27 protein-coding genes are annotated in these 25,683 nt (G+C 64.6%); 5 read left to right on the top strand and 22 right to left on the bottom strand.

Going from position 1 to position 25,683, the window contains the following annotated elements:
* The first annotated feature begins 9 nt into the window (after positions 1 to 9).
* Positions 10 to 921 carry an ATP-binding protein gene (locus HG718_RS06540; protein WP_160587835.1) on the top strand — a complete coding sequence of 304 codons (912 nt, stop codon included), beginning with the start codon at positions 10 to 12 and terminating at the stop codon, positions 919 to 921.
* 7 nt (positions 922 to 928) lie between these two features.
* On the opposite strand, the gene HG718_RS06535 is transcribed toward HG718_RS06540, so the two are convergent.
* The 15 genes from HG718_RS06535 to HG718_RS06465 form a co-directional block, all read right to left on the bottom strand.
* Positions 929 to 1,966: a M23 family metallopeptidase gene (locus tag HG718_RS06535; protein WP_160587833.1), complete on the bottom strand. Its 1,038-nt coding sequence runs from the start codon at positions 1,964 to 1,966 to the stop codon at positions 929 to 931.
* A 159-nt stretch (positions 1,967 to 2,125) separates the two neighbouring features.
* The gene (locus tag HG718_RS06530; RefSeq protein WP_280521612.1) at positions 2,126 to 2,788 is read right to left on the bottom strand and encodes a protein-L-isoaspartate(D-aspartate) O-methyltransferase; all 663 of its coding nucleotides are present in this window, start codon (positions 2,786 to 2,788) and stop codon (positions 2,126 to 2,128) included.
* An 8-nt stretch (positions 2,789 to 2,796) separates the two neighbouring features.
* Positions 2,797 to 3,618 carry a 5'/3'-nucleotidase SurE gene (gene surE / locus HG718_RS06525; RefSeq protein WP_027837851.1) on the bottom strand — a complete coding sequence of 274 codons (822 nt, stop codon included), beginning with the start codon at positions 3,616 to 3,618 and terminating at the stop codon, positions 2,797 to 2,799.
* A 75-nt stretch (positions 3,619 to 3,693) separates the two neighbouring features.
* Entirely contained in the window at positions 3,694 to 4,992 is a 1,299-nt protein-coding gene (serS, locus tag HG718_RS06520) for a serine--tRNA ligase (RefSeq protein WP_160587831.1), read from the bottom strand.
* A gap of 104 nt (positions 4,993 to 5,096) precedes the next feature.
* Complete coding sequence (gene tatC, locus HG718_RS06515; protein WP_027837849.1) at positions 5,097 to 5,906, bottom strand: twin-arginine translocase subunit TatC; 810 nt, start codon at positions 5,904 to 5,906, stop codon at positions 5,097 to 5,099.
* Positions 5,903 to 6,271: a Sec-independent protein translocase protein TatB gene (tatB, locus tag HG718_RS06510; RefSeq protein ID WP_160587830.1), complete on the bottom strand. Its 369-nt coding sequence runs from the start codon at positions 6,269 to 6,271 to the stop codon at positions 5,903 to 5,905. Before tatB ends, tatC begins: the two co-directional genes overlap by 4 nt.
* Positions 6,272 to 6,316: 45 nt before the next feature.
* The gene (locus HG718_RS06505; protein ID WP_160587828.1) at positions 6,317 to 6,553 is read right to left on the bottom strand and encodes a twin-arginine translocase TatA/TatE family subunit; all 237 of its coding nucleotides are present in this window, start codon (positions 6,551 to 6,553) and stop codon (positions 6,317 to 6,319) included.
* A gap of 143 nt (positions 6,554 to 6,696) precedes the next feature.
* Positions 6,697 to 7,746 (bottom strand): ABC transporter ATP-binding protein, encoded by a 1,050-nt coding sequence (locus HG718_RS06500; RefSeq protein ID WP_160587826.1) that lies wholly within the window; start codon positions 7,744 to 7,746, stop codon positions 6,697 to 6,699.
* A gap of 76 nt (positions 7,747 to 7,822) precedes the next feature.
* Positions 7,823 to 8,860, bottom strand: coding sequence for an SMC-Scp complex subunit ScpB (scpB, locus tag HG718_RS06495; protein ID WP_308936415.1), 1,038 nt, complete (start codon positions 8,858 to 8,860; stop codon positions 7,823 to 7,825).
* Complete coding sequence (locus tag HG718_RS06490; protein WP_160587823.1) at positions 8,857 to 9,744, bottom strand: segregation and condensation protein A; 888 nt, start codon at positions 9,742 to 9,744, stop codon at positions 8,857 to 8,859. Before HG718_RS06490 ends, scpB begins: the two co-directional genes overlap by 4 nt.
* 64 nt (positions 9,745 to 9,808) lie before the next feature.
* Complete coding sequence (gene nagZ / locus HG718_RS06485) at positions 9,809 to 10,819, bottom strand: beta-N-acetylhexosaminidase (protein ID WP_373868330.1); 1,011 nt, start codon at positions 10,817 to 10,819, stop codon at positions 9,809 to 9,811.
* Complete coding sequence (locus HG718_RS06480; protein ID WP_160587819.1) at positions 10,816 to 11,664, bottom strand: SPOR domain-containing protein; 849 nt, start codon at positions 11,662 to 11,664, stop codon at positions 10,816 to 10,818. Before HG718_RS06480 ends, nagZ begins: the two co-directional genes overlap by 4 nt.
* Before the next feature lie 63 nt (positions 11,665 to 11,727).
* Positions 11,728 to 13,494 (bottom strand): arginine--tRNA ligase, encoded by a 1,767-nt coding sequence (gene argS / locus HG718_RS06475; RefSeq protein ID WP_160587818.1) that lies wholly within the window; start codon positions 13,492 to 13,494, stop codon positions 11,728 to 11,730.
* Positions 13,495 to 13,605: 111 nt separating this feature from the next.
* Positions 13,606 to 14,826: a deoxyguanosinetriphosphate triphosphohydrolase gene (locus HG718_RS06470; RefSeq protein WP_244624786.1), complete on the bottom strand. Its 1,221-nt coding sequence runs from the start codon at positions 14,824 to 14,826 to the stop codon at positions 13,606 to 13,608.
* A gap of 3 nt (positions 14,827 to 14,829) precedes the next feature.
* The gene (locus HG718_RS06465; protein WP_160587816.1) at positions 14,830 to 15,285 is read right to left on the bottom strand and encodes a YtoQ family protein; all 456 of its coding nucleotides are present in this window, start codon (positions 15,283 to 15,285) and stop codon (positions 14,830 to 14,832) included.
* A gap of 169 nt (positions 15,286 to 15,454) precedes the next feature.
* Between HG718_RS06465 and erpA the strand changes: the two genes are divergently transcribed.
* From erpA to HG718_RS06450, 3 genes are all read left to right on the top strand, one after another.
* Entirely contained in the window at positions 15,455 to 15,826 is a 372-nt protein-coding gene (gene erpA, locus HG718_RS06460) for an iron-sulfur cluster insertion protein ErpA (protein WP_160587814.1), read from the top strand.
* Between the two features lie 76 nt (positions 15,827 to 15,902).
* Positions 15,903 to 16,694 (top strand): exodeoxyribonuclease III, encoded by a 792-nt coding sequence (xth, locus tag HG718_RS06455; RefSeq protein ID WP_160587812.1) that lies wholly within the window; start codon positions 15,903 to 15,905, stop codon positions 16,692 to 16,694.
* A gap of 15 nt (positions 16,695 to 16,709) precedes the next feature.
* Positions 16,710 to 17,135, top strand: coding sequence for a GFA family protein (locus tag HG718_RS06450; protein WP_160587810.1), 426 nt, complete (start codon positions 16,710 to 16,712; stop codon positions 17,133 to 17,135).
* Here the strand turns inward: HG718_RS06450 and HG718_RS06445 are convergent.
* Positions 17,108 to 18,685 carry a M81 family metallopeptidase gene (locus HG718_RS06445; protein WP_160587808.1) on the bottom strand — a complete coding sequence of 526 codons (1,578 nt, stop codon included), beginning with the start codon at positions 18,683 to 18,685 and terminating at the stop codon, positions 17,108 to 17,110. The two genes, HG718_RS06450 and HG718_RS06445, sit on opposite strands and share 28 nt — an antisense overlap.
* Positions 18,686 to 18,927: 242 nt before the next feature.
* On the opposite strand from HG718_RS06445, the gene HG718_RS06440 reads away from it, so the two are divergent.
* Entirely contained in the window at positions 18,928 to 19,296 is a 369-nt protein-coding gene (locus HG718_RS06440) for an EthD domain-containing protein (protein ID WP_027837839.1), read from the top strand.
* 26 nt (positions 19,297 to 19,322) lie between these two features.
* Here the strand turns inward: HG718_RS06440 and HG718_RS06435 are convergent, their stop codons facing one another.
* The 6 genes from HG718_RS06435 to HG718_RS06410 form a co-directional block, all read right to left on the bottom strand.
* Positions 19,323 to 20,390: a succinylglutamate desuccinylase/aspartoacylase family protein gene (locus tag HG718_RS06435; protein ID WP_205345678.1), complete on the bottom strand. Its 1,068-nt coding sequence runs from the start codon at positions 20,388 to 20,390 to the stop codon at positions 19,323 to 19,325.
* Positions 20,383 to 21,312, bottom strand: coding sequence for a 30S ribosomal protein S6--L-glutamate ligase (gene rimK / locus HG718_RS06430; protein ID WP_160587804.1), 930 nt, complete (start codon positions 21,310 to 21,312; stop codon positions 20,383 to 20,385). The genes HG718_RS06435 and rimK overlap by 8 nt, the downstream gene beginning before the upstream one ends.
* A 13-nt stretch (positions 21,313 to 21,325) precedes the next feature.
* Entirely contained in the window at positions 21,326 to 21,844 is a 519-nt protein-coding gene (locus HG718_RS06425) for an ATP-dependent zinc protease family protein (RefSeq protein WP_160587803.1), read from the bottom strand.
* A 76-nt stretch (positions 21,845 to 21,920) separates the two neighbouring features.
* On the bottom strand, positions 21,921 to 22,649 hold the full coding sequence (locus tag HG718_RS06420) for a tetratricopeptide repeat protein (protein ID WP_160587802.1): 729 nt from the start codon (positions 22,647 to 22,649) through the stop codon (positions 21,921 to 21,923).
* On the bottom strand, positions 22,636 to 24,360 hold the full coding sequence (gene ilvD / locus HG718_RS06415; RefSeq protein ID WP_160587801.1) for a dihydroxy-acid dehydratase: 1,725 nt from the start codon (positions 24,358 to 24,360) through the stop codon (positions 22,636 to 22,638). Before ilvD ends, HG718_RS06420 begins: the two co-directional genes overlap by 14 nt.
* A 131-nt stretch (positions 24,361 to 24,491) precedes the next feature.
* Positions 24,492 to 25,679 carry a serine hydrolase gene (locus tag HG718_RS06410; RefSeq protein WP_160587800.1) on the bottom strand — a complete coding sequence of 396 codons (1,188 nt, stop codon included), beginning with the start codon at positions 25,677 to 25,679 and terminating at the stop codon, positions 24,492 to 24,494.
* Positions 25,680 to 25,683 lie beyond the last annotated feature (4 nt).

Here is a 25,683-nt window from a genome sequence, read left to right as displayed (position 1 = left end):
CAAAGCTTCATGGCGGATAGCAACACCCCCTCGCCCACCTCAGCGCCAGCAGCCCCTGAAACCGATCAGGCCGCTCTCCGCCGCGCGCTTGAGCGCATCGCCGATGCGCTCGAAAGCGCCCATCCCCCCGCACAGCCTGCGCCGGACCTTGATGCTGCTCAGGCTTTCGTGTGGTGCGGGGATCAGGGCGTGCTTGACCCGGTGCCGGACGTCGCGCGCATGGAGCTCAGCCTGCTGCACGGCATCGACCGCATGCGCGATATCCTGCTCGAGAACACCCGCCGCTTCGCTGACGGCCTGCCCGCTAACAATGCCTTGTTGTGGGGTGCCCGCGGCATGGGCAAGAGCTCGCTGGTGAAGGCCGTTCATGCAGAGGTCAATGCCGGGCGCGGCGTGCCTCTGCTGCTTGTTGAAATCCACCGTGAGGACATCGCCACCCTGCCCCGGCTCATGGCCGTGCTGCGGACCGCAGCGGACCGCCAGGTGCTTGTCTATTGCGATGACCTGTCCTTCGATCAGGCGGATACGAGCTACAAGTCCCTCAAGGCCGTGCTTGAAGGCGGCATCGAGGGGCGGCCTAAGAATGTGCTCTTCTATGCCACCTCCAACCGCCGCCACCTGATGCCGCGCGACATGGTGGACAATGAGCGCCAGCGCGCCATCAATCCCACCGAAGCGATTGAGGAGATGGTGTCCCTGTCAGACCGCTTCGGCCTGTGGCTCGGCTTCCACAATTGCAGCCAGGATGAGTATCTGGAGATGGTGCGCCGCTACTGCACCCATTTCGGCATCGATGCTCCGTGGACTGATATTCGGGCGCAGGCCATCGAATGGACCAATACGCGCGGCAGCCGGTCAGGCCGCGTGGCGTGGCAGTTCATTCAGGATCTGGCGGGACGTCTGGGTATCCGGCTCGGCTAGCAGCGCGTCAGCGCGAGGCCAAGTTGTTTCCCAGATAGGACATCGGGTTCACCGGCTTGGAGCCGCGGCGGACCTCGAAATGGATCTGCGGTTCGCTCACGCCGCCGGACGCACCGGATGACGCGATCTTCTGGCCGCGATTGACGATGTCGCCGCGTTTCACCAGCAGGTCCGAATTATGCGCGTAAGCGGTCACATAGCCGTCCTGGTGGCGCACCAGCACCATGTTGCCATAGCCCTGCAGCTCGTTGCCCGCATAGGCGACGACACCGTTGTCGGCGGCAACCACCGGTGTGCCGCGCGGCACCCGGATATTGATGCCGTCATTGTGCAGCCCGCCCTTTTTGGGGCCGTAGCTTGAAATGATGCGGCCTTCCGCGGGCCACAGGAACCGACCGGCACGGGCCGGCGGCTCGGGAATGCGCGGCTTGGCCCGGGGCGAGGCAACGCCCCGCGCCGGCCGGGCCGACGGGCTCGGGACGGATGACGCCCGCGTGGACGCGGTGCGAACGGGCGCGGTACGCGCCTGACGGCGGGCATCCCCCGTCCCGCCATCAGGCATCCAGCCCCCCACGCTCAGGCGCTCCCCCACATAGATCGGATAAGGCGCGCGCTTGCGGTTCAGTGTGGCCACCTCGCGGGTGGTCGTATCGTATTTGAGGGCAATCTCCGAAAGGGTGTCGCCGCGCTGCACCGTGTGAACACGGCGTACCGGGACCGTCAGCTTCTGGCCCTTGTAGATGGTGTATGGCTTGGAAATGCCGTTTGCCCGCGCCAGCGCCTTCATCGGCACGTTGTGCCGGTCAGCGAGGATCGACAGGCTGTCGCCGGATTTCACCGTGATGACATAGGGTTCCGCCGGGGCCGAACCGCCGCTGCCGCCATAGGTGGCAACCGGGGCACCGCGATGGGCGGACGGTGCCGCACAGGCACCAAGAATGGCCAGACCCGTCATCAAGAGAGCCGCAATCGACACGGCGCGCGAGGCATTCCGGCTGTTGCCGTCCCGCTGCAAAGGCCGTGTCAGGGTTCTCAAGAAACGCATCAGTCCAGGTCCGTTCCGTCACAGATCCGGATGGCTGTCCCATGCACAAGACAAGCACCACCCGCTCATTCCAGACGAAGTGTCGGGTCATTTGGTTAATGAAGACTGGACAAGTCGAAGAAAAGGACTGTGCCGGGACACAATCAGCATGCACAGGGCCTACAGCTCCCGCGCCACGCCCTCGACCAGCGGCACAAAGCGCACGGGGATCAGGTCTTCCCGTTCAAAGCCGTCTTCGGTCTTGGTGAATTTCACCAGTTCCTGGCCGCCGCCCTTTGCCACCGGCACGTCGATTGGAACAATGGCGATGCCGCCGGGCTTCAACTGGTCGATCAGCGCGTGCGGCACATCCGGCGCCGCCGCGGTGACGATGATGCGGTCAAATGGTGCCTGCTCTGGCCAGCCCTTCGTCCCGTCGCCCACCTTGGCGGTCACATTGGTGAGGTTGAGCTTGCGGAAGCGGCTTTCCGCCTCGCGCAGCAGGGTCCGGTAGCGCTCGATGGTGTATAGCCGCCGGCACAGGCGCGCCAGCACGGCGGCTTGGTAGCCGGAGCCGGTGCCGATCTCCAGCACCTTCATCCGGTCAGTCAACTCCAGCTTGGTGGTCATGAACCCCACCACATAAGGCTGGCTGATGGTCTGGCCGCATTCGATGGGCAGCGCGTTGTTATCATAGGCCTGCGCCTCGAAGGCACGCTCGACGAACACGTCGCGAGGCGTGCGTTCGATCGCGCCCAGCACCCGGCCATCCGTGATGCCCTGGCGCCGCAAAGTCATGATGAGCTGGATGATCCGCGACGGATCGCTGTTATCGCCGGTCACCGTCAGGCTCACTTGCCGCCGGATGTGCCGGCGGACCGGACCACCGGGGTGATCTGCTTCGGCGGTGTCCCGCCCAGTTCCCGCGCCATCGCCTTGTGGGTGGCCTTGTGGGTCAGGTCCAGATGCAGCGGCGTCACCGAAATCCGGCCATCATATATGGCCCGCAGATCGGTCCCCTTGGGCGGGTTGGACAGGATGCGCTGGAAACCGAGCCAGTAATACGGGGTCTCGCGGGCATCCTCCCGCTCGTCGATCAGCGCATTGCTCTGGTCGCGCTTGCCCTGGATGGTGACTTCGACTTCTTCCACCGCAGTGTGCACCACGTCCGGGAAGTTGACGTTCATCAGCACATCCGCCGGCCAGCCCATTTCCACCAGCTTGGAAACAAGCGCAGGCCCGTGATGCTCCGCAGTGCCCCACTTCACCTTCTCGCGGCCTTCAAACCCATAGGCCTGACTGAGAGCGATGGAGGGGATGCCCAGCACCGTGCCTTCCATGGCAGCGGCAATGGTGCCGGAATAGGTCACATCCTCGGCAATGTTCTGGCCCCGGTTGACGCCGGACAGCACGAGGTCCGGCGGTGTCTCAGCCAGGATCTTCTTCACCGCCATCAGCACGCAGTCCGTCGGCGTACCTGAAACAGCAAATTTACGGGCGTTGATCTTCCGCAGGCGCAGCGGGTGCGCCAGCGTGAGCGAGTGGCCGGCCCCGGACTGCTCGGTCTCCGGCGCTACCACCCACACATCGTCCGACAGGGCCTTGGCGATCTTCTCGAGCGTCTTCAGGCCCGGCGCGTGAATGCCGTCATCATTTGAGCACAGGATGCGCAGGGGCCGCGTGCCGCCATCCGGGGTCTCGATACGCAACTTGTCAGCCATGAATGGCTCCCAGAATGAAGTGTCAGGTCAGCCGCCCAGCGCCAGGGTCTCGAGCCCGCCCATATAGGGCTTGAGCACGTCCGGCACAGCCACCGACCCGTCCGCCTGCTGATAATTTTCAAGAACCGCCACCATGGCACGGCCAACAGCAAGACCCGAGCCGTTCAGCGTGTGGACGAAGCGTGTCGCCTTCTCGCCTGCCGGCCGGCAGCGGGCATTCATCCGCCGCGCCTGAAAATCGCCGCACACCGAGCACGACGAAATCTCGCGGTAGGCATCCTGCCCCGGCAGCCACACTTCCAGGTCATAGGTCTTGCGCGCCCCAAAGCCCATGTCACCCGTGCACAGCACCATGGTGCGGAACGGCAGCTCCAGCCGCTTCAGCACCTCTTCCGCGCACTGGGTCATGCGCTCATGCTCGTCAATCGAGGCTTCCGGCGTGGTGATGCTCACAAGCTCCACCTTGGAGAACTGGTGCATGCGGATCATTCCGCGCGTATCCCGGCCCGCCGACCCGGCTTCCTTGCGGAAGCACGGCGTGAAGGCCGTGAAGCGCAGCGGCAGCTCTTCTTCCGCGTGGATGGCCTCGCGTGCCAGGTTCGTCAGCGGCACTTCGGCGGTCGGGATCAGCCAGTGCGCGTCCTCGTCATCCGGCGCGCCCGTCTTGAACTGGTCGTCGGCGAATTTCGGCAATTGCGCGGTGCCGAACATCGCCGGGTCGCGCACCAGCATCGGCGGCACCACTTCGGTATATCCGAAGTCCTGCGTGTGCAGGTCGAGCATGAAATTGGCCAGCGCCCGTTCAAGCCGCGCCAGCTGCCCCTTCAGCACCACGAAGCGGGCACCGGACAGCTTGGCGGCGAGCTCGAAATCCATCAAGCCGCCGGCCTCGCCCAGGTCGAAATGCTCCAGGGCTTTGAAGTTCAGCTGCCGCGGCTCCAGGTGGCGGCGCACTTCGACATTGCCGTCTTCGTCCTCGCCCACCGGCACATCGTCCAGCGGCAGATTGGGGAGCGATGCCAGCAGAGTCTCGAGCTTCTCGTCGATCTGCCGCTGCCGGTCTTCGCCGTCCTGGATCCGCGTCTTGAGGGCCGCAACCTCGTCGATCAGCGCCTGCGCACCGGCCTCGTCGCCGGTCGCCTTCGCCTTGCCGATCGCCTTCGACGCATCATTGCGGCGGGACTGCGCCTCCTGCAGGTCCTGGATGAGCGTGCGGCGTTCCTCGTCAATGGCGAGGATTTGCGCGGAATGGGGCTCGACACCGCGCTTGGCCAGCCCGGCATCGAATGCCTCGGCGTTGTCGCGGATCCATTTGACGTCATGCATGGGAAGCGAATCTTCTGCGGGGGGAAATCAGGGCGCGGGCCCCTCTATACGATGGGGGTTGCCACCGGTCCAGCGGCCTCTGGGAGAGTTGATCTGCCCGGCCCTCAGGCCGCGCTTTCGCCCGTTTCCGCTGCCCGCTTTTCCGCCCGTTTGCGCTCGATCAGCCGCACGCCGATGATCGAGATTTCATAGAGCAGGATGATCGGCACCCCCAGCCCCACCTGGCTGATCGGGTCCGGCGGCGTAAGAATGGCCGCCGCCGCAAAGGCGCCGACAATGGCATATTTGCGCTGCTTGACCAGGGCTGCCGACGACACGAGCCCCGCCCGGCCCATCAGCATCAGCAGCACCGGCAGCTGGAACGCCAGCCCGAAGGCGAAGATTAGGGTCATCACCAGCGACAGATATTCGCTAACCCGCGTTTCAAGCTGGATCGGCAGTGCGCCGTCCCCGCCGGCGGATTCAAACGACAGGAAGAACTCCGTCGCCATCGGCATGATGAAGAAGAACACAAGGGATGCGCCCAGCAGGAACAGCAGCGGCGTTGCCAGCAGGAACGGCAGAAACGCCATCCGCTCATCCCGGTACAGGCCCGGCGCAATGAACATCCACAGCTGCCCGGCAATGATCGGGAAGGCCAGGCACAGGGCGCCGAACATGGCCACCTTGATATAGGTGAAGAACGTCTCCTGCAGCGCCGTGTAGATCAGCCGGCGCGACGGATCATCCCCCAGCGCCTCCGCCAGCGGCTGGGTCAGGAACTGGTAGATCTCTTCGGAGAAATAATAGGTGACGCAGAAGGCCAGCACGAAAGCGATCATCGACCGGATCAGCCGCGACCGCAGCTCGATCAGGTGTTCGACCAGCGGCGCACGGCTGGCTTCAATGTCATCACTGCCCGGCCGGTCGCTCATGATGCGTCACCGGTCTTCGGAGCCGGAGCCGGGTCGATGGAGGGTGCGCCAGTTGATGCGGGTGATCCGGATACGGACGAGGTCGCGGAGCGGCCAGTGTCGTCATCCGTGTCATCGGGGCGGATCGGCGGCGGCGACGACAGGATGTCGCCCTGCCCGGCCCGGTCGATTTCCTTCTTCAGGTCTTCGAGTTCCGTCTGCCGGGCGATGTCTTCAAAGCCGCGTTGGAACTCCGCCGCCATAGCCCGCAGCCGCGCCACATAGCGCCCGACGGTCACCATCATGCGCGGCAGGTCTTTCGGCCCGACGACAATAACCGCCAGGACGGCAAGCAGCAGAAGCTCCCACCAACCGATATCCAACACGTTCGTCTGCCCCGTTCGCCTGGCTGCGCGTGAAGTGGCGCGGGACTACTGCTTCAGCGTCTCGCGGGTGTCGCTCGTGCTGTTGGCCGACGATCCCGAAGCAGCGCTCTGACCTTCGATCGTCTTGGCCTTGTCGGCGGAGGCCTCCTCTTCGGACAGCCCCTTGCGGAAGCTCTTGATGCCCTGGGCGACGTCACCCATCAGGTCGGAAATCTTGCCGCGGCCAAACAGCAGGATGACCAGAACGACGACGATCAGAATTTGCCAGATGCTCAGGCCCATGCGGAATAACTCCTAACCTTCGGCCAAAGGCACATCAGACATGCATCAGGCCGCGAAAACAGGCGATTATTGTTTCAGATGGGTCTGGTTGCAGCAAGCAACAAGCCGCAAGTCAGCATTGCTGACGTAATTCTGCCCCGCCCTTAGGCATCCGTTGCCTTTTCAAACAGCAAAGCGCGCTCCGGATCGGCACTTGCCTTCACATGGGTGCCTTCCGCCGGCAGCCACGTGCCGCGAATCCGCACTTGCAGCAGCGCGTCATGCCCGCCGACTTCCACCTCGATCAGGCTTTCCTCACCCAGGAGCCGTGCCCGGCGCACCGTCGCATCAACCCCGATGCCGGCACTGTGAAGGTCGATGGCCGAGGGGCGCAGCACCACATCCACCCTGGTCCCGTCCTCAAAGTCGGCTGCCGGGAAACTGCCGAGGGCGCAGGTCACAAGCCCGCCGCTCACTGTGCCGCCGCAGATATTCACATCGCTGAAAAAGGCCGCCGCCTGCACATCCACCGGGCGGTAATAGAGCTCCTGCGGCGTTCCCAGCTGCACAAGCTGCCCCTTGCGCATCAGTGCGATGCGGTCAGCCATGCGCATGGCTTCCTGAGGATCATGGGTCACCAGCAGCGCGCTGGCGCCGGACTGGTCGATCAGCGACAAAGCCTCGTCCCGCACGCTGTCACGCAGCCGGTTGTCGAGACCGGAAAACGGCTCGTCCATCAGCATGATGCGTGGATTGGGCGCCATGGCGCGCGCCAGCGCCACGCGCTGCTGCTCGCCGCCGGACAGCATATGCGGGTGCACCCTGGCATAGCGTGCCATGTTCACGCCCTCCAGCGCCCGCATGGCAATGGGCTCACGCTCATCCTTGGGCAATTGGTGCAGGCCGAACTTCACATTGTCGAGAACCGTGAGATGCGGAAACAGCGCGTAGTCCTGGAACATCAGCCCCACGCCGCGCTTCTCGGGCGGCACGAAGACACCCGGGCCTGCTACAGGGCGGCTGTCGATGGCCACCGTGCCGTAGCTCGGCCGCTCGACTCCTGCCGCAATGCGCAAGGTTGTCGTCTTGCCGCAGCCGGAGGGCCCCAGCAGGCACACGACCTCGCCCGCCCCCACATCCAGCGAGAAATCCCGCAGGGCGAGCAGCGCATCATATTGGTGGGCAATGCCCTGGAAAGAGAGGCGAGCACTCATGACGGCGCACCATAGTCAGATTGCGCCGCAGCACAAATGCGATTTGAGCGCGCAGGCATGACGGGATCGTGAGCCGTCAGACCCGGTCGCTCTCACCCTCACCGGCTTCGTCGCCGTCTGCCGACGCATCCTCTTCAATGTCACCGGCAACCGCGGACATCTCGGCGGCGGCGTCGCCCTCGGCAGCTTCCTCATCATCGAGGTTACCCGTCGGCTGCGGCACTTCCTCTTCCGAAGCCTCGCCGATCAGCAGCTCTTCGCCGCTGTCATCCTCGGCCAGTTCTTCCTCGTCGTCCGCCAGCGCGTCGTCCTTGGGCTGCGGCACGGAGAAGTCCGGCGGCAGGCGCGCGTCCAGCAGGCCGGCGGCCTTGAGGTCGTCCACCCCCGGCAGATCGCGCAGGGTCTCAAGGCCGAAATGCACCAGGAAGTCTTCGGACGTGCCATAGGTCAGCGGACGGCCCGGCACCTTGCGGCGGCCGCGCATCTTCACCCAGCCGGTCTCCAGCAGCACGTCCAGCGTGCCGGTAGAGACAGACACGCCTCGGATTTCCTCGATCTCCGCACGCGTCACCGGCTGGTGATAGGCGATGATCGCCAGCGTCTCCATCGCGGGCCGCGACAGCTTCTTCATCTGCACAGCCTCGCGCTGCAGCAGGAAGGACAGATCCTCCGCCGTGCGCATCAGCCACTTGCCGCCCACAGTCACGAGGTTCACCCCGCGCGGCGCATAGAAGGCCTTGAGCTCGCCCAGCATGGTTTTCACATCCGTGCCTTCCGGCAGGCGCTGCTCCAGGCTCTTCACGTCCAGCGGCTCGGAGGCGGCAAACAGAAGCGCTTCGATCATCCGCAGCGTCTTGGTGCGGTTCTCATCGGAAATGCTGGCCACGTTGGATTCCTCCAACTGGGCTGTGCCTTCCTCGTCGGCAGTCTCCTCACCGTCCGCCTCGGCGGTCAGGCCTGCGTCCGCCTGGCTCTCCGGCCGCCCTTCGGCCACGCCTTCCCCCTCGGTGGATGCCTCCGCCTCCGTGTCCGTGCCCGTGTCCGTCACGGCGTCGGTGATGTCGTCTTCGTCGTGCATGTCGTGGTGGTCAACCCTGCGCGGTGCGTTGGTCATGAGGCGTTTCCGTTTGCTGCGTCAACGGGCCGGGGTCCCTGTGGTGTCGTGCTGCCGCCACGGCCATTGCCGTCCCCCCTGCGGCGCACATAAAGCGGTTCGAACGGGCCGGCCTGCCTGAGTTCCACCTTGCCGTGCTTGGCGAACTCAAGACTAGCCGAGAAGGTGCTGGCGATGCCCGAGCGATAATGCTTGGCATCCCTGAAATCGTCCGGCACCAGCGCGTCAATGCGGTCCCAGTCGATCAGCACGCCCAGCATGCTCTCCAGCCGCGCCCTGGCGGCCTCGATGGTCATCACCGGCTGCTTGGGCATCTTCAGCCGCTCGATCTTCTGGATCGCGCGCTGGTTGGAATAGGCCTTCAGCAGGTCAACGAGGTCAGCCTTGTACTGGCTCTTCTTGATGACGGTCACGCCCTCAGGCATGCCGCGCGGGAAAATGTCGCGCCCCATGCGGTGCCGCGACATCAGCTTGGCGGCCGCCTCGCGCATCGCTTCAAGCCGCTGCAGGCGGAACGCCAGCCGCGCCGCCATCTCTTCGGCGGTCGGCTCGTCTTCCTCTTCTGGCGGCGGCAGCAGCAGGCGGCTCTTCAGGAACGCCAGCCAGGACGCCATCACCAGGTAATCGGCGGCCAGTTCCAGCTCCAGCCGCTTGGCCTCCTCCACGAAGGCCAGATATTGCTCGGCCAGTTCGAGAATGGAGATCTTGGCCAGATCCACCTTCTGCGCGCGAGCCAGTGTCAGCAGCAGGTCGAGCGGCCCCTCGAAGCCGTCCACATCCACCACCAGCGACCGGCCAGCGGGGCGGTCTTCCCGGTCGGCGGCCTCGGCCTCCGGGGCGCGCGGGGCGCCGCTCTCAAAATCGTATACTTCGCCTGGGCTCAACGGATCGGTTCCGGGGCTGGGAAATGACGGGAACGTGCACCGTCAGCGGTGCCGGGGGCGTGCGTCAAGCACTTGCGCCGACAAGCTCAACCCATCTCTCAAGAACAGCCTGGATTGATTCGTCGCTCGGTGTTTTTCGGCGGGAAAGTGCGGATTCTGAGCGCAGCCCGGCGGCAGCTGACAGGGCCGATGTCACACCGGCCACCGCTTCCATCTCGTCCATGTGCCCATTGCAGTGAAGGACGAGGTCGCAGCCTGCATCAATCGATTCGCGGACCCGCCCCTCCATCGAGCCGCCAAGGGCCTTCATTGACAGGTCATCGGTCATCAAAAGCCCGTCAAACCCCAGCTCATCGCGGATCAGCCGAATGGCATCGGGGCTCGTTGTCGCCGGCCTGTCGCCATCAATGGCCGTATAGACAACATGTGCCGTCATCCCCAGCGGCAGGTCAGCCAGTGACACAAAGGGTTTGAAATCAGTGGCGCGCAGCTCATCCAGCGGCGCATCCACCACCGGCAGGTCCTCGTGGCTGTCCACCCCGGCGCGGCCGTGACCCGGGATATGCTTGAGCACCGGCAGCACACCAGCGTCTTCCACGCCCGTGGCAGCCGCACGCGCCAGTGCCGTCACCACGTCAGGCTCCTCGCCATAGGCCCGGTCACCGATCACGTCATGGGCACCCGGCACCGGCACATCGGCCAGCGGAATGCAGTCCACATCAAGGCCCATGTCCCGCAATTCAGCGCCGATGAGGAATGCACCCAGGCGGCAGGCTTCCAGACCGGCCGCCTTGTCCTTGGCAAACAACTCGCCGTAGCGCCGTGCGGGCGGATAGGCCCGCCAGTGCGGCGGCCGGAACCGCGCAACGCGGCCCCCCTCCTGATCCACTAGAATGGGCGCGTCCCGTCCAACCGTCATCCGAAGGTCGGAGCAAAGGGCCGACACCTGCGCGGGCGTGTCGATATTGCGGGCAAAGAGGATGAACCCCCACGGATCGGCCGCGGCGAAAAACCGCTTCTCGGCATCCGCAAGTGTCAGGCCCTCACAGCCATAGATGGCCGCCTGCACCATCAGCGCTTGCGCACCAGGCAGTCGGTCCCTGCGGCCTTCAACTGGCCACAGGCCGCGTTCGCGGCATCCTTGCTGCCATAGCCCGCAGCCCGCAGGCGATACCAGATGCCCTTGCTGCCGAGGTCAGCCCGCTGAATGTCCGCAGGCTGGCTGCCCAGGATCGACGGATGCTTGCGCTGCAGCCCCGCCCATTCCGTATTGGCCCGCGCCGTATCCCGGAAGGCGCCGATCTGAACCACCCAATCGCCCGATGCCGCCGGGGCTGCCGTGGCCGGCGCTGCCGGAGCAGGCCTCGGTGCCACGGGGGCCGGTGCGGCAGGTGCCGGTGTGACTTGCACGGGAGCGGCGGCAGGCGCTTCGGTCTTGGGTGGCGTGCCGGCCAGCAGGTTTTCCGTGCCGCCATTGCCTGTGGGCTGGGTAGCGCCCGTGTCCCCGGCGGATGTCGCCGGCAATTGCGCGGGCTCTTCCGGCGGCGGCAACAGGCGCTCAACACCGCCATCGGCGTCGCTGCCGGACGCGTCGCCGGTGATGCGCTCGAAAATTTCCTTGTCCTGGTGCGGGATATCCATCCCGCCCGGATCCTGCGGGGCGACCTTCTCAGGCCCCTCATCCGCGCGCACGATCGGCGGCGCGGTCCGGATGCCCTCTTCCCGGCCCTGCTGGTAGGCGAAATAGACCACGCCCGCCAGCGCCGCCAGAACGGCAACGACCACGATCAGCATCAGCCAGCCGCGGCCGGCGGGCTCGTCATCTTCATCGGTGGCGTCATAGGTGTCCATCTCGTCGACCATCACCGGGTCAAACGCACTGTTGGCGTACCGGTCGTCGTCTCGATCCATGTTGGACATGGGCGAAAGCCCCCTCTTTGAAACGTGTCTTGTGTGGTCCCGACGCCGCCGGAATGGCAGGCCCTACCGCATTTCCTCGACCGGCGTAACGCCAAGAACATGCAGGCCCGCCGCCAGCGTGATCGCCACCGCGCGAATCAAGGCCAGCCGCGCCATGGTAACACCCGGTTGATCGGTATGGATAAAGCGCAGGCGTGCGTCATCCTTGCCCTTGTTCCACAGCGCATGGAAGCCCGCCGCCAGCTCCTGCAGGTAGAACGCAATGCGGTGCGGCTCATGGGCGACGGCTGCCTGTTCCACCAGTCGCGGGAAGGCGGCCATCTGCTTGATCAGCGCCAGTTCCGCTTCGTCCTCGAGCGACGCAAGGTCGACGCCCGCCAGCGCCGCATTCGACAGATCGGCATCCGGGAAGTCGTCCGCCGCCAGCCGCAGCACCGAGCAGATGCGGGCATGCGCATACTGGACATAGAAGACCGGGTTGTCCTTCGACTGCTCCATCACCGCCTTGAAATCGAAATCAAGCGGCGCATCGTTCTTGCGGGTCAGCATGATGAAGCGCACCACGTCGCGCCCCACCTCGTCCACGACATCGCGCAGGGTCACGAACTCGCCCGCCCGCTTTGACATCTTCACCGGTTCGCCGCCGCGATAGAGCTTCACCATCTGGCAGATCTTCACGTCCAGCGACCCGCCCCCGTCGGACAGCGCTTTGACGGCGGCCTGCATGCGCTTGATATAGCCCGCATGGTCCGCACCCCAGACGTCGATCATCTCGCCGAAGCCGCGCCGGTACTTGTCGAGGTGATAGGCGATATCGGCGGCAAAATAGGTGTGCGAGCCGTCGGACTTCTTCATCGGCCGGTCAACGTCGTCGCCAAACTCGGTCGCCTTGAACAGAAGCTGCGGACGCGGCTCCCAGTCGTCCGGCGTCTTGCCCTTCGGCGGCTCGAGCACGCCGGTATAAAGAAGCCCCTTGCTCTCCAGCAGGTCGAAGGCCTCCGCTAGCTTGGACCCCTGCTGCTCCGGCTCGCCCAGGTCGCGCTCGGAAAAGAACACCTCGTGATGGATGTTGAGGGCGGCAAGGTCGTCCTTGATCATCGCCATCATCGCGTCGATCGAGGCAGTCTTGACGATCGGCAGCCACTCGTCCTCCGACATCGCCAGAAGCGTGTCGCCATGGCGGGCGGCAAGGTCCTTTCCCAGCGGCACCAGATAGTCACCCGGGTAAAGGCCCTCGGGTATCTCGCCGATATCCTCGCCCAGCGCTTCGCGATAGCGCAGGAAGGCGGATCGGGCCAGCACGCCGATCTGTCCGCCCGCATCATTGATGTAGTACTCGCGTGTCACGTCATGGCCGGTCTTCACCAGCAGATTGGCCAGCGCATCGCCGAACACGGACCCGCGGCAATGGCCCACATGCATCGGGCCTGTCGGGTTGGCCGACACATATTCCACATTCACCTTCCGGCCCGCGCCGATATCCGCGTCACCGAATGTGTCCCCGGCTGCGAGCACACCGGACACCTGTGCCCGCATCAGATCTGCCGACAGCCGCAGATTGATGAAGCCCGGCCCCGCCACATCCGCGCTTTCAATTGCCGCGTCAGCCGTAATGGCCCCGGCAATGGCGTCGGCAATCTCCCGCGGCTTCATCTTCGCCTGCTTCGACAGTACCAGCGCCGCATTGGTGGCGATATCTCCGTGCGACGGATCACGCGGCGGCTCCACGGTGACATTGCCGAGGTCGAGCCCGCCGGGAAGCGTGCCGGCATCCGCCAGGCTGTCGATGGTGGCCGTAAGCACGGCGCGGATATCGCTGAAGAGATTCATGAGCAGTTTCGGTCGTCAGATACGGGGGGAAGGAAGCGCTCGATACACCTTTGAGCGCCATTTGTCATGTTGTGGACAGCAGGCCCGGCAGAACGGCGCAGAGCGGCCGCATTAGCGGAAAATCGGGTCGGTCTGGAACAGCCGCCGGTGCTCTTCGATGGCAAAGCGGTCCGTCATGCCCGCCACATAGTCGCAGACGGTCTCAGCCGTCCGCTGGCTGCGCGGCCCGTCCGTCTGCCGCTGCCATTCGTCCGGCAGCAGGTCCGGTTCGGAGACAAACAGCTCGAACAATTCCCGCATAACCCGCTTGGCCTTGCTCATCATCCGGTTGACCTGGAAATGCCGGTACATCCGCTCGAACAGGAAGGCTTTCAGCGCCCGGTCATGGGCCTGCATCTCCTCCGAGAAACTGGCCATGGTCCGCCCGGCGCGCCGCACGTCATCAGCCGTCTCGGGCCTGACCTCCGCCAGCCGCCGCGAGGTCTCCGCCAGCACGTCCTCCACCATGTGGGAAATCAGCCTGCGGATCGCTTCATGGCGCAACCGGCGCGGCTCAAGCCCCGGATAGGCATCGAACACGCTGCGGAACATGTCGCCCACAAGCGGCAGCGCCATCAGGTCATCAACGGTGAACAGCCCGGCGCGCAGCCCGTCATCGATGTCATGGTTGTTATAGGCGATGTCGTCCGACAGCGCGGCAAGCTGCGCCTCCAGCCCGGCATACGTATCGATCTCGAGCCCCTCGAGCCCGGGATACTCACGGAAGGCGCGCGGCAGGCTGTCGATGTTTTCGCCTTTTGCCAGCACCGGGCCGTTATGCTTCACCACGCCCTCAAGGGTTTCCCAGGTCAGGTTGAGGCCGTCGAAATCCGCGTAGCGCTGCTCCAGCCGCGTCACGATGCGCAGGGTCTGCGCGTTGTGGTCGAAGCCGCCATAGCCCTCCATGCATTCGGACAGCGCGTCCTCACCCGCATGGCCAAACGGTGTGTGGCCAAGATCATGGGCCAGCGCCAGCGCCTCGGCGATGTCTTCATCAAGCCCGAGGAACCGGCTCAGCGACCGGGCGATCTGGGCCACTTCCAGCGAGTGGGTCAGCCGCGTTCGGTAATAATCCCCCTCGTGATAGACGAAGACTTGGGTCTTGTGCTTCAGCCGCCGGAACGCGCCTGAATGGATGATCCGGTCGCGGTCCCGCTGGTATGGCGAGCGCGTGCGGCTTTCATCCTCGCGCACCAGCCGCCCGCGTGAGGCGCCCGGCTCCGTGGCATAGCTGGCCCGGCTGCCACGTGCAGAGGGGATCAGTGACGGGGTCTCTGTCAGGGGGGATGTCACGGGTCAGAGCGTGCCTTCGATCACGTATTTCAGCAGCCGCACCACCTGCGACGGCTCCTGGGCCCAGGCCAGCGCGGCCCCATCCACTTCCTTCAGCGGGTGGCGCAGCTCCGCGTCGTGCAGCGTGATGATCGGCTTGCCCAAAGCTGCGGCATAGCCCGCGTCAAACGCTGCGTTCCACTGCTTGTACTTGTCGCCAAAGCGCACGACCACGATGTCCGCATCCTTGATCAGCGTCGAGGTGCGGATGGCGTTCACCTTGGCGCCCTTGTTGTCGAACCAGAACTCGTTCTCCTCAGGCCCGAGGATTTCAGCCCCGCAGGCGTCCGATGAAGCATGATCCGTCACCGGCGCGGCAAAGCTCACCGGCAATCCCGCAGCCTTGGTTCCGGTCTCGATCTGTTCCCGCCAGTCGGTGTGGATTTCGCCGGACAGATAGACACGCCACGTCTTGCTCATCGGGGGGAGTTCCTTTCAACAGGCCGGGCCGTCAGCAACGATGCTAAGACCCTTTATTGACAACCGTTTTTCTGCGATTACCTAATGATTACAACATGCAGCGCAAGGAAGCCCGGCAGGAGCACCGCCAGGGCGCATCCGGAAGCTGCTTTGGTGTGAGGGTGTACCCATGAGTGATCTGCAAGTCGAGACCAACCAGACGGACGCAGCTTCCGGCGGCAGCTTTGCCGTCACCGAGAGCGCGGCACGGCAGATTGCCAAGATCCTGTCGGCGGAGCCGGACGGCACCATGCTGCGCGTGAGTGTCGAAGGCGGCGGCTGCTCGGGCTTCCAGTACAATTTCACCCTCGACGACACCCGGACCGATGACGACCTGGTGATCGAGCGCGACGGTGCCACCGTGCTCGTAGACACCATGTCGCTCATGTATATGGGCGGCTCCGAGCTGGATTTCGTGGACGACCTGATCGGCCAGTCCTTCCAGGTGAAGAACCCCAACGCCACCGCATCCTGCGGCTGCGGTACCTCCTTCTCGATCTAGGCCAAGGCCGCCAAGCGCGCTGGCCATAAGGCGGCCTCTCGCCTACCCTCCGCTTCCCTGAATTGCGGAGTCGTCCATGAAGATCGCCACCTGGAACGTCAATTCCATCAAGGTCCGCCTGCCCAACCTGCTGGCCTGGCTGAAAGAGGCCGAACCGGACGTGGTCTGCCTGCAGGAACTCAAATGCGTGGACGACGCCTTCCCCCGCTCAGCCATTGAAGACGCCGGCTACAATGTCGAGACCCACGGGCAGAAGACCTATAACGGCGTCGCCCTGCTCTCCAGGTCGCCGATGGAAGACGTAAGCCGTGGCCTGCCCGGCATGGAAGACGACGAGCAGGCCCGCTACATTGAGGCGCTGGTGCCCGCCGGCGACACCATGCTGCGAGTGGCCTCCATCTATCTGCCCAACGGCAATCCGGCCCCCGGTCCCAAATACGATTACAAGCTCGACTTCATGGCGAAGCTGCACGCCCATGCACAGGCGCTGCTGGCCCATGAGGAGCCGCTGGTGCTCGCCGGCGACTACAATGTCATTCCGAAGGCGGAGGATGTGCACGATGCCAACGCCTGGGCGGACGATGCCCTGTTCCTGCCGGAGACGCGCCTGGCATTCCAGTCGATCGGCAATCTCGGCCTGACCGACGCATTCCGCGCCTGTCACACCACCCCGCACCGATACTCCTTCTGGGATTATCAGGGCGGCGCCTGGCAGAAGGATCACGGCATCCGCATCGATCACCTGATGCTGAGCGCCCAGGCCACCGACCGCCTGTCCGGCTGCGACATCGACAAACATGTGCGCGAGTGGGAAAAGCCGTCCGATCACGTGCCCGTCTGGGCGGAACTGGATTTCAGCGCGAACTGAAACGGGAGGCGCATGATGACCGGGGACATCACCGGCGGCTGTTCCTGCGGCGCGGTGCGCTACAGCATCGCCACGGGCAAGCTGAACAGCGGCATCTGTCATTGCAGTGACTGCCAGCGCAGTTCAGGCGCCCCCTTCGTGGTCTGGGTGGGTATCGAACCGTCCCGCTTCACACTCCTTCAGGGCACCATCACCGAGTTCGCTTCGTCCAAATGGGCCCGGCGTGGCTTTTGCGCGGCCTGCGGCAGCACGCTGACCTACCGGCTTGCTGACGATGAGACCGAGATCAACATCGCAGGCGGATCCCTCGATACGCCGGATGTCGCCCCGCCCGCATTCCAGATTTTTCCGAAAGACCGCCCGGCCTTTATGAACGGCTTTGACGACCATTTGCCGGTGAAGGACGTGGAAGCCTATTTCAATGGCTTGCGGGAGCGCTGAAACGCAGGTCCCATGGGCATGAGCCGCACGCCGCTGCGCAGGCGCTTATAGGGCAGCTCTTCATGGTTGGCCGGGTTCGGCCCCGGGCTCGCGACAACCAGCACGTCGCGCGCAATTGCCTGGAAGTCCGCCCTGAAATGCACGGAGCTCTTGAGCGCTACGATGTTCTCTTTCTCCGGCGCGATGCCGAAGGCGCGGAACATTGCCCGGTCAGCCGTCTGGACTTTCTGGCTCGCCACCACGATGCGCACGTCATTGATGCGCAGCAGGACCGAGCGGCCAAGAGACAGCCGCGCGCCGCGATAGAATGCGCCCGGTGCATCGATCTCGCCGTCATGCAGCCTGAGTACTTCGAACACGCCCTTGACCGGGCTTTCAGACGCCCCGCCGGTCCACGCGCCGAGGGTCAATGCCACATGGCCGCCCTCCCCGGCCTCCCAGGCCGCAGCCACGGACGCAGGATCAAACATGACCCCGCATATAGCGCTTTCAGCTCCGGTAATCAGTGAGCGGAGCAAACCGACCGTGTCGCCGTTGCCGCCCGCGCCGGGATTGTCCTGCGTGTCCGCAAGGATCAGCGGGCCCTGCCGCCGGTCTCCGGCACTCGCGGCCTCGCCATAGGCCACGGCCTCTTCCGGTGCCCACAGCTTCTGCCGGAACCCGCGCTCGAACTCGCGGAACGTTTCCGCCAGCCGCGTCACGGCTTCGTCGGCGGCTTCCTGCGTATCCGCATAGGCAAAAACAGCCGGGCCGCATTCCGCGATGTCCGCGGGCGGAAAACCCATGGTGGCGGAAGCTGACAGGATAGGGGTTTCCTGCGCGTCGTCCGGCGCCTGCTTCAAAGCTTCAAGCGCCGCCACATCAGCGTAAATAAGCCCCGCCGGGTCCAGCATCGTGCACTGCGCCGTAAGCGGCACCAGGAAATTCAGCTTGCGGAAGGCCTTGGCCGGCCGCGCCGATGACCGGATGATCTGATCCGTGATGCGGGCCGCGCGCGCGCCTGTGTCCGCCATGTCCACATGCGGATAGGTGCGGTAGGCCACGAGGATGTCGGCATTGCGCATCATCTTCGCGGTCACGTTGGCATGCAGGTCAAGCGACGCGATGATCGGCACCTGGCCGCGCACCACGTTCCGCACCCATTCCAGCAGGTCGCCTTCTCCGTCCTCCTGGTCTTCGGTCACCATGGCGCCGTGCAGGTCGAGATAGATGGCGTCCAGTGGCCCGTCGCGCAGCGCGCGCTCCAGTTCCTCGATCAGCATGCCGCCGATATGGCCGAACGCGCTGCTCGTGACATGGGCCGACGGGGTGGCCGATGCCCAGACGAGCGGCACCGGCGTCATGCCCGATTTGCGGGCCTGGGCAAGAAACCCGGCAATGGGGATGTTCATCGAGGCGCTGCCGTCATCCGACGGCGCGAAAGTCGTCAGCAGGCCGTCACCGCCCTGCAGCGCCGGCCAGGCGTCCGGCTGCAGAAACGCGTCCAGATCCGCCTTCTGGGAAGCGAAGGTGTTCGTCTCGTGCTGGAAGCCTCCGACCGCGACGCGCATTCTGTTTGTCCCCAACTGCCGACAGGAGCCAGTGCCCCGCCGTCGAAGCTAGCTTAGGACCGTGACCCCTCCCATGGCTACAGACAAACAAGGTAAAAGATGGGCAGCACACATGACCCGCCGCCCTGCCCGATACCTTGCCTGCACCCCGCCCGGCGGTGACTGTTGGTCATCCCCGCCAGCGTGCCGAACCAGCGGGCCAAAAACACCCGGCTATAAGTACCGAGAAGGAAACAGGAAAATTGATCAAGCTCGTCTTCTGCCTCCACCGGCTGCCCCATCTCAGCACCGAGGCTTTCCGTGACTATTGGTGGACCAGCCACGCGCCGCTGGTGAAGCAGCACGCCCCCGCCCTGCGCATCGCGCGCTATGTCCAGTCCCACGGTCTGGAGCATGAGTTCGACGCCGCCATGCAGGCCTCGCGCGCCGCCCAGCCGCGCTATGACGGATTTGCAGAGCTGTGGTGGGCCAGCGAGGACGATCTGCGGGCCGCCATGAGCGAACCGGACGCGCTGGCAGCTGGCAAGGCCCTGTTGGAAGATGAACGCAAGTTCATCGACCTCAAGCGATCCTCCCTCACCTTTGTGCGGGAACGCCCGGTGGTGGAATGACGGCACAGCTGCCGGGCAGGGCAGCCCTAGAGGATCTCGTCCTCGTCAAACAGTGGGTCACCCTCGAAGGATTCCTCGAGCGTGTCGAGATCCGCGCGGGCTGCCGCGGCGCGGGGCACGGAGGCGATATGCACCAGCGCGTCGCCCTCGTTGACGATCGGCAGGTTGCTGCGCCCGATGATCAGCCCCGTATGCGGTGAGAGAATGTCGGTGTCCCGCTCCCCGAACGGGTCGGACACAACACCCAGCAGCGCCCCCTTCTTCACGAACTGGCCGATGGTGCAATGCGTCCGCACGACACCGCCCTCGGCGGCACGCACCCAGAATGTCCGCGTGGCGACAGCAGCCTGCGGCGCGGGCTTGTGTGCCGCGGCACTGCTCTTGCGGGCGGTGATCATGCCCAATTCCCGCAGCACATTGAGCACGCCCTTGACGCCGATCCGGATCGCCGTCTCGTCAAAGCGCAGGCCCTCGCCTGCCTCGAACACCATGACCGGGATATTACGCTCTGACGCAGCCTCGCGCAGTGAGCCGTCGCGCAGATTGGAATTGACGATCACCGGCGGCGCAAAAGCGCGAGCCAGCGCCAGCGCGCGCTTGTTGCTCGTATCCACCCGGATTTGCGGCAGGTTGATCCGGTTGACTGCCGCTGAATGCAAATCGATCCCCACGTCGCTGCGGGCCAGAACTTCATTGGTGAACAGATGCGCAAGCCGGGCGGCCAGCGATCCGCCAGCACTGCCGGGAAACGACCGGTTGAGGTCGCGCCGGTCCGGCAGGTAGCGGCTGTGATTGATGAAGCCAAACGTATTGACGATCGGGATCAGCAACAGTGTACCGGCCATCCGCCGCAGCGCTGGTGCGCGGATCAGCCGCCGGACGATCTCCACGCCGATAATCTCGTCGCCATGGATCGCTGCCGACACGAAGACTGTCGGGCCCTCTCGGCGGCCATGGATCACCTGCAGCGACAGGCTGGCCGGTGTGTGATCTGACATCATGCTGAGCGGCAGATCCACCACCTGCCGCGTTCCCGGCGCGATGAGTTTGCCGCCGATATCCAGCGGGGCGCGCGCCGGTTGCTTCCTAGTCACGCTTCGGGACGCTCCGCTTCTTTGGTGTCTTGGTGTGCGTTTTGCCTGGCTGGGCATTTTTTTCGATAAACTGAATGATCTGACCGGCAACGTCTACGCCGGTAGCTGTTTCAATTCCCTGAAGACCCGGCGAGGAGTTGACCTCCATCACCACCGGCCCCTCATTGGACCGCAGCATGTCCACGCCGCACACATTGAGGCCCATGGCCTTCGCCGCCTTGATCGCTGTGGCCCGCTCCTTCGGTGAGATCTTCACCACGCTGGCGGTGCCGCCCCGATGGAGGTTGGAGCGGAAGTCGCCCTCCTTGCCCTTGCGCAGCATGGCGGCCACCACCTTGTTGCCGACCACGAAGCACCGCAGATCCTCGCCATTGGCTTCCTTGACGAATTGCTGAACCAGGATATTGGTCCGCACGCCACCGAATGCCTGGATGATGCTTTCCGCCGCCTTGGTGGTTTCGCCCAGCACCACCCCGATCCCCTGCGTACCCTCCAGCAGCTTGATCACCACCGGTGCGCCGCCGGCGAGTTTCAGGATCTCGGTTGCTTCCGACGTCCGGTGCGCAAAGACGGTGTTGGGCAACCCCACCCCGTCGCGCTGCAGCAGCTGAAGGCTGCGCAGCTTGTCCCGTGCGCGGGTAATGGCCACGCTCTCGTTCAGCGGATAGACGCCCATCATCTCGAACTGGCGCAGCACGGCGGTCCCGAAAAACGTCACCGACGCGCCGATACGCGGAATGACCGCGTCATAGCCCTTCAGAGATATCCCGTCATAGTGGATTTCTGGGTCGCTCGACGCGATGTCGATATAGCAGCGCAGATGATTGATGACGTCGATCTCGTGCCCCCGTTCCTGGGCGGCCCCCACCAGGCGCTGATGGGAATAGAGGTCGGCGTTCCGGCACAGAAGAGCGATCTTCATGCGATTGAGACTTTCACTCGGAGGGTAAGGCGGCCATCTGTTCGGCCGTGCTGTCGGTTTGGGGTGATCCGGCAAGGAAGGACCGTCCCGGATCAATCAGGAAGTGTGTGCGAAGCAATTCGCGCCCCAGCAGCATGCGGAAACCAAGCTGATCCCTGTCTGCCAGCGTGACTTCTGCCAGCACTTCGTGGGCGCCCAGAATAATCGGTGTGCGGATGACATAGCGCATCTGCTGCTCGCCGTTCGAGCTGCGCACCCGGCGGCGGTCATGCACCGGTGCCACGCATTCGATTTCGGGCGTCTTCCGCCGCTGCACGGGGTGGAGCCTGAACGACACATACGGCACCCCGCCATCGGTTAGCGCCCTTATCTTGAAAGCATGGATCGCACTGGTGCGCGCGCCGGTGTCAATCTTGGCCTTGATCTGATCAACGCCAAGCTGCGGCAGCCCGACCCATTCCCGCCAGCCGATAAGGGGCTTGCGGGACACGGATTTGGGCAATGCAGTGCTGGGCCGCTTGGTGGAGGCCATGGGGCTGCTCACGGAGGGATTTGATCTGGTCCCTCTCTACCACGCCTTGCGCCGGATCAGGCGCGTTTTTTGCGCGCTACTTCTTCGGGTGTTCGAACCGGAAAGCCTCGGCGATCCGCACACCGGCGTCCCGCTGTGCCGGTGAGATCTGCTGCTCGCGCAGCTCCAGAAGCTTGTCGACGCCGGGACGCGTCTCGTCCGTCGCCGCCTGCCGCGCCAGTAGCAGGAAGCCATAGGCCTTCGCCTTGTCCTGCGGCAGCGGATCACCATCCCAGTAAAGCCCGGCCAGGTGAATGAGCGCCGGCGTGTAATACTTCTCAGCGGCGAGCTCATACCAGCGGATGCCTTCAAACCGGTTCCGCTCCGCGCCGACACCGTGATAGTGCATTTCGCCGATCTTCATCTGGGCTTCAGCATGTTGCTTCAGCGCGGCCTTCTCATACCAGGCCAGCGCCAGGTTGGCGTCCTTCTCAAGGTCCGCATCGGGAAAGCCCGCGCGGTAGAAATCCGCAAGCTCCACCTGCGCCTGGATGTGGTTACCCTCGGCCGCCTTCTGCATGTAGTAGACGATGTTGCCCGGATTGCGGGCCACGCCCTTGCCGCCCTCATACATCTTGGCGGCGAGATAGGCAGCCGTCGCATCGCCCTCTTCCGCGCCCTTCACCCAGGCAGCGGTTGCGCCTGCAACGTCGCCGGAGCTGTAGAGCTCAATACCGTCCTGCAGCGGTGCGGCAAACGCTGCTGCCGGGAGGCCCGCAAGGGCCAGTCCCGCCAGAAGCGTCAAAACGGTCTTAGATGTCCGCATAAACATGCGTTTCTTCCTTTGCGCCCGGATGGGTCAGCGCGCCATAGCGGGCCGGACCGACGAGCTGAGTGTATTTCCACAATGTGCCGGAATTATAATCTGTCTTGCGCGGCTGCCATTTGGCACGCCGCTGTTCCAGAACATCTGCGGAGACATCAAGTTCCAGCGTGCCCTTCTCGGCATCGATGGTGATGATGTCGCCATCCTCGATCAGGCCGATCGGCCCGCCTTCAGCTGCTTCCGGGCCCACATGGCCGATGCAGAAGCCGCGCGTCGCGCCGGAGAAGCGCCCGTCGGTGATCAGCGCCACCTTGTCGCCCATCCCCTGGCCATACAGCGCCGAGGTGGTGGACAGCATCTCGCGCATGCCCGGGCCGCCCTTCGGGCCCTCGTAGCGGATCACCAGTACTTCACCTTCTTCGTACTGACGGTTCTCCACCGCCTCGAAGGCGTCTTCCTCGCAGTCAAAGCAGCGGGCCGGGCCGGAGAACTGGAGCTTCTCAAGGCCCGCCACCTTCACGATGGCCCCGTCCGGTGCCAGCGAGCCCTGAAGGCCCACAACGCCGCCCGTCGGCGTGATCGGGTTGGACACCGGGTAGATCACCTTCTGCTCCGGGTTCCACTCGATTTCCTCGAGGTTCTCGGCAAGGGTCTTCCCGGTCGCGGTGATGCAGTCGCCGTGCAGGAAGCCGCCTTCGAGAAGCGTCTTCAGCAGCATCGGCACGCCGCCGGCTTCATACATGTCCTTGGCCACGTAATTGCCGCCCGGCTTGAGGTCCGCCACATAGGGCGTCTTCTTGAAGATCTCGGCCACTTCCATCAGGTCGAAGTCGATGCCCGCCTCAGCAGCCATGGCCGGCAGGTGCAGCCCCGCGTTAGTCGAGCCGCCGGAAGCCGCAACCACGGTTGCCGCATTCTCGAACGCCTTGCGCGTGCAGATGTCGCGCGGGCGCAGACCCGTCTTGATCAGCTCCATCACCGCGCGGCCTGAGGCCTCCGCATAGGCGTCACGGCTCTCATAGGGCGCAGGCGCACCGGCGGAGTTCGGCAGGGCAAGGCCGATGGCTTCGGACACGCAGGCCATGGTGTTGGCCGTGAACTGTCCGCCACAGGCGCCCGCGCTCGGGCACGCCACGCACTCAAGCTCATGCAGGTCATCATCCGACATGTTGCCGGCGGAGTGCTGGCCAACGCCTTCAAACACGTCCAGCACCGTTACATCCTTGCCCTTGAACTGACCCGGCATGATCGAGCCGCCATACATGAAGACACTCGGCACATTGAGGCGCAGCATCGACATCATCATGCCGGGCAGGCTCTTGTCGCAGCCTGCAAGGCCCACCAGCGCGTCATAGCAATGGCCGCGCATGGTGAGTTCGACCGAGTCCGCGATCACGTCACGGCTCACCAGCGACGACTTCATGCCCTGGTGACCCATGGCGATGCCGTCCGTCACCGTGATGGTGCAGAACTCGCGCGGTGTCCCGGCGGCGTCTTTCACGCCCCGCTTCACCGACTGTGCCTGGCGTTGCAGCGCGATGTTGCACGGTGCAGCCTCGTTCCAGCAGGTGGCTACGCCCACAAACGGCTGGTCAATCTCTTCCTGGGAGAGGCCCATCGCATAATAGTAGGAGCGATGCGGCGCGCGCTGGGGGCCGACCGTCACGTGACGGCTGGGAAGCTTCGACTTGTCAAAGGTGTTGGCGCTCATTGGAAAAACTCTCCAGGGGTTATGTCGTTTGGCGCGGAGTGTAGGCGTTTGGGGAAGGCTTATCCACCGCGGGAGCCGGTCACGGCCTTGCGGCCAAATGCCCTGCGCTCCCCGATGGCGTACGGAATGGATCAGGGAAGGTCTGCCTGGGCCAGGCTGCCGATCATGGCGAGATAGGCCGTGGTAAAGGCTGCCTGGTCGAGAGCCGCGTGCTCCGTGTTCCAGGTCGCCGTCACGCACCATGCGGACCCGGTCTCGTCCACCAGGTGGGTCGTCATGTTGAAAGCCCCGAAATTGGACCCGCCCTTATAGGCCACCTGTTCCCAGTCATCCGGGTTGGCGACACCGGGATTGACCTGCATGGCAGGCTGGGCCGCCACTTTGTCGATCAGCCCGCAGAGGTCGCGCGCGGATACATGCCAGCCGATTTCCGGCGACGGGCTGTCATCCAGCGCATCAATCGGCGGCAGCGGGGCGTCCGCGAGTTCGGCCAGCACCGCCCGCCGATCGGCAGGTTCCGATGCACGGTAGCGCGCCCGCATATTGTTCACATCCGCCTTGAGCTTGAAGAACTCCGCCGTGGTCAGCACCGGGGCGCTTGGCAGGTAGGCTTCCACGGCCTCACGGCCCAGAATGTCGATCAGCGCGTCTGTCGCCGTATTGTCGGAAATCGAGATCATCAGTGTGGCCAGAGTACCGAGCGTCACCGGCGTGTCTTCCGGCCATTCCTGCAGGATCCCGCTGGGCAGCGACCGCCAGGACGGCTTGAGAGCCACAACGTCGGCCCAGTTGCGCGTACCCTTGTCGACGCTGTCGCTCAGGGCGCGCAGCACGGCCATCTTGAACGCGGACCCCGCATCCAGTGCCGCATCCGGCGCCAGCGCCACCTGGTCCTGGCCATCCCGCGTCACCAGCACGGCAACCTGCCCGCCCCCGCTGCGTTCCAGCCGCACAAAGCCGCCCAGCGCTTCCTGCGGCGTCAGGCCCGCTGCCGTCGGCTGGCGGAAGAACAGGAAGGTAACAAGACCATTGTCGTCCAGCTTGATCTCAGCCGGCACGCGGCCGCGCTCGAGAAACACCGTGTAGGTGTTCGGCCCTTCCTTCTGCACGCCGCGGAACCCGCCCAGCGTGCCCTTCAGCCCACGGACAATGGCCACCACCTCTTCCACATTGGCGCGGTTGAGAAGCGACGGCGAAAACAGGCTCCGCTCGATGGTCTCAGCCTGGAAGATGGTCTCCAGCACATCTTCCTCGGCAGCCCATGCGGGAAGCACGAAAAGCAGCGCGGCAACCAGCGCGGATGCAAAAGTGCGGATCATCTGA

The sequence above is a fragment of the Pyruvatibacter mobilis genome, assembly GCF_012848855.1.
GTDB lineage: Bacteria > Pseudomonadota > Alphaproteobacteria > CGMCC-115125 > CGMCC-115125 > Pyruvatibacter > Pyruvatibacter mobilis.
This window is presented reverse-complemented; position numbering and strand designations above follow the sequence as displayed.

Coding starts and splice junctions, on each gene's coding strand:
- HG718_RS06410 (WP_160587800.1), bottom strand. CDS start 25,679: ATGATCCGCACTTTTGCATCCGCGCTGGTTGCCGCGCTGCTTTTCGTG.
- serS (WP_160587831.1), bottom strand. CDS start 4,992: ATGCATGACGTCAAATGGATCCGCGACAACGCCGAGGCATTCGATGCC.
- erpA (WP_160587814.1), top strand. CDS start 15,455: ATGAGTGATCTGCAAGTCGAGACCAACCAGACGGACGCAGCTTCCGGC.
- HG718_RS06500 (WP_160587826.1), bottom strand. CDS start 7,746: ATGAGTGCTCGCCTCTCTTTCCAGGGCATTGCCCACCAATATGATGCG.
- HG718_RS06480 (WP_160587819.1), bottom strand. CDS start 11,664: ATGTCCAACATGGATCGAGACGACGACCGGTACGCCAACAGTGCGTTT.
- HG718_RS06540 (WP_160587835.1), top strand. CDS start 10: ATGGCGGATAGCAACACCCCCTCGCCCACCTCAGCGCCAGCAGCCCCT.
- HG718_RS06450 (WP_160587810.1), top strand. CDS start 16,710: ATGACCGGGGACATCACCGGCGGCTGTTCCTGCGGCGCGGTGCGCTAC.
- HG718_RS06505 (WP_160587828.1), bottom strand. CDS start 6,553: ATGGGCCTGAGCATCTGGCAAATTCTGATCGTCGTCGTTCTGGTCATC.
- tatC (WP_027837849.1), bottom strand. CDS start 5,906: ATGAGCGACCGGCCGGGCAGTGATGACATTGAAGCCAGCCGTGCGCCG.
- HG718_RS06465 (WP_160587816.1), bottom strand. CDS start 15,285: ATGAGCAAGACGTGGCGTGTCTATCTGTCCGGCGAAATCCACACCGAC.
- HG718_RS06535 (WP_160587833.1), bottom strand. CDS start 1,966: ATGCGTTTCTTGAGAACCCTGACACGGCCTTTGCAGCGGGACGGCAAC.
- argS (WP_160587818.1), bottom strand. CDS start 13,494: ATGAATCTCTTCAGCGATATCCGCGCCGTGCTTACGGCCACCATCGAC.
- HG718_RS06420 (WP_160587802.1), bottom strand. CDS start 22,649: ATGCGGACATCTAAGACCGTTTTGACGCTTCTGGCGGGACTGGCCCTT.
- rimK (WP_160587804.1), bottom strand. CDS start 21,312: ATGAAGATCGCTCTTCTGTGCCGGAACGCCGACCTCTATTCCCATCAG.
- HG718_RS06445 (WP_160587808.1), bottom strand. CDS start 18,685: ATGCGCGTCGCGGTCGGAGGCTTCCAGCACGAGACGAACACCTTCGCT.
- HG718_RS06425 (WP_160587803.1), bottom strand. CDS start 21,844: ATGGCCTCCACCAAGCGGCCCAGCACTGCATTGCCCAAATCCGTGTCC.
- scpB (WP_308936415.1), bottom strand. CDS start 8,860: ATGACCAACGCACCGCGCAGGGTTGACCACCACGACATGCACGACGAA.
- xth (WP_160587812.1), top strand. CDS start 15,903: ATGAAGATCGCCACCTGGAACGTCAATTCCATCAAGGTCCGCCTGCCC.
- ilvD (WP_160587801.1), bottom strand. CDS start 24,360: ATGAGCGCCAACACCTTTGACAAGTCGAAGCTTCCCAGCCGTCACGTG.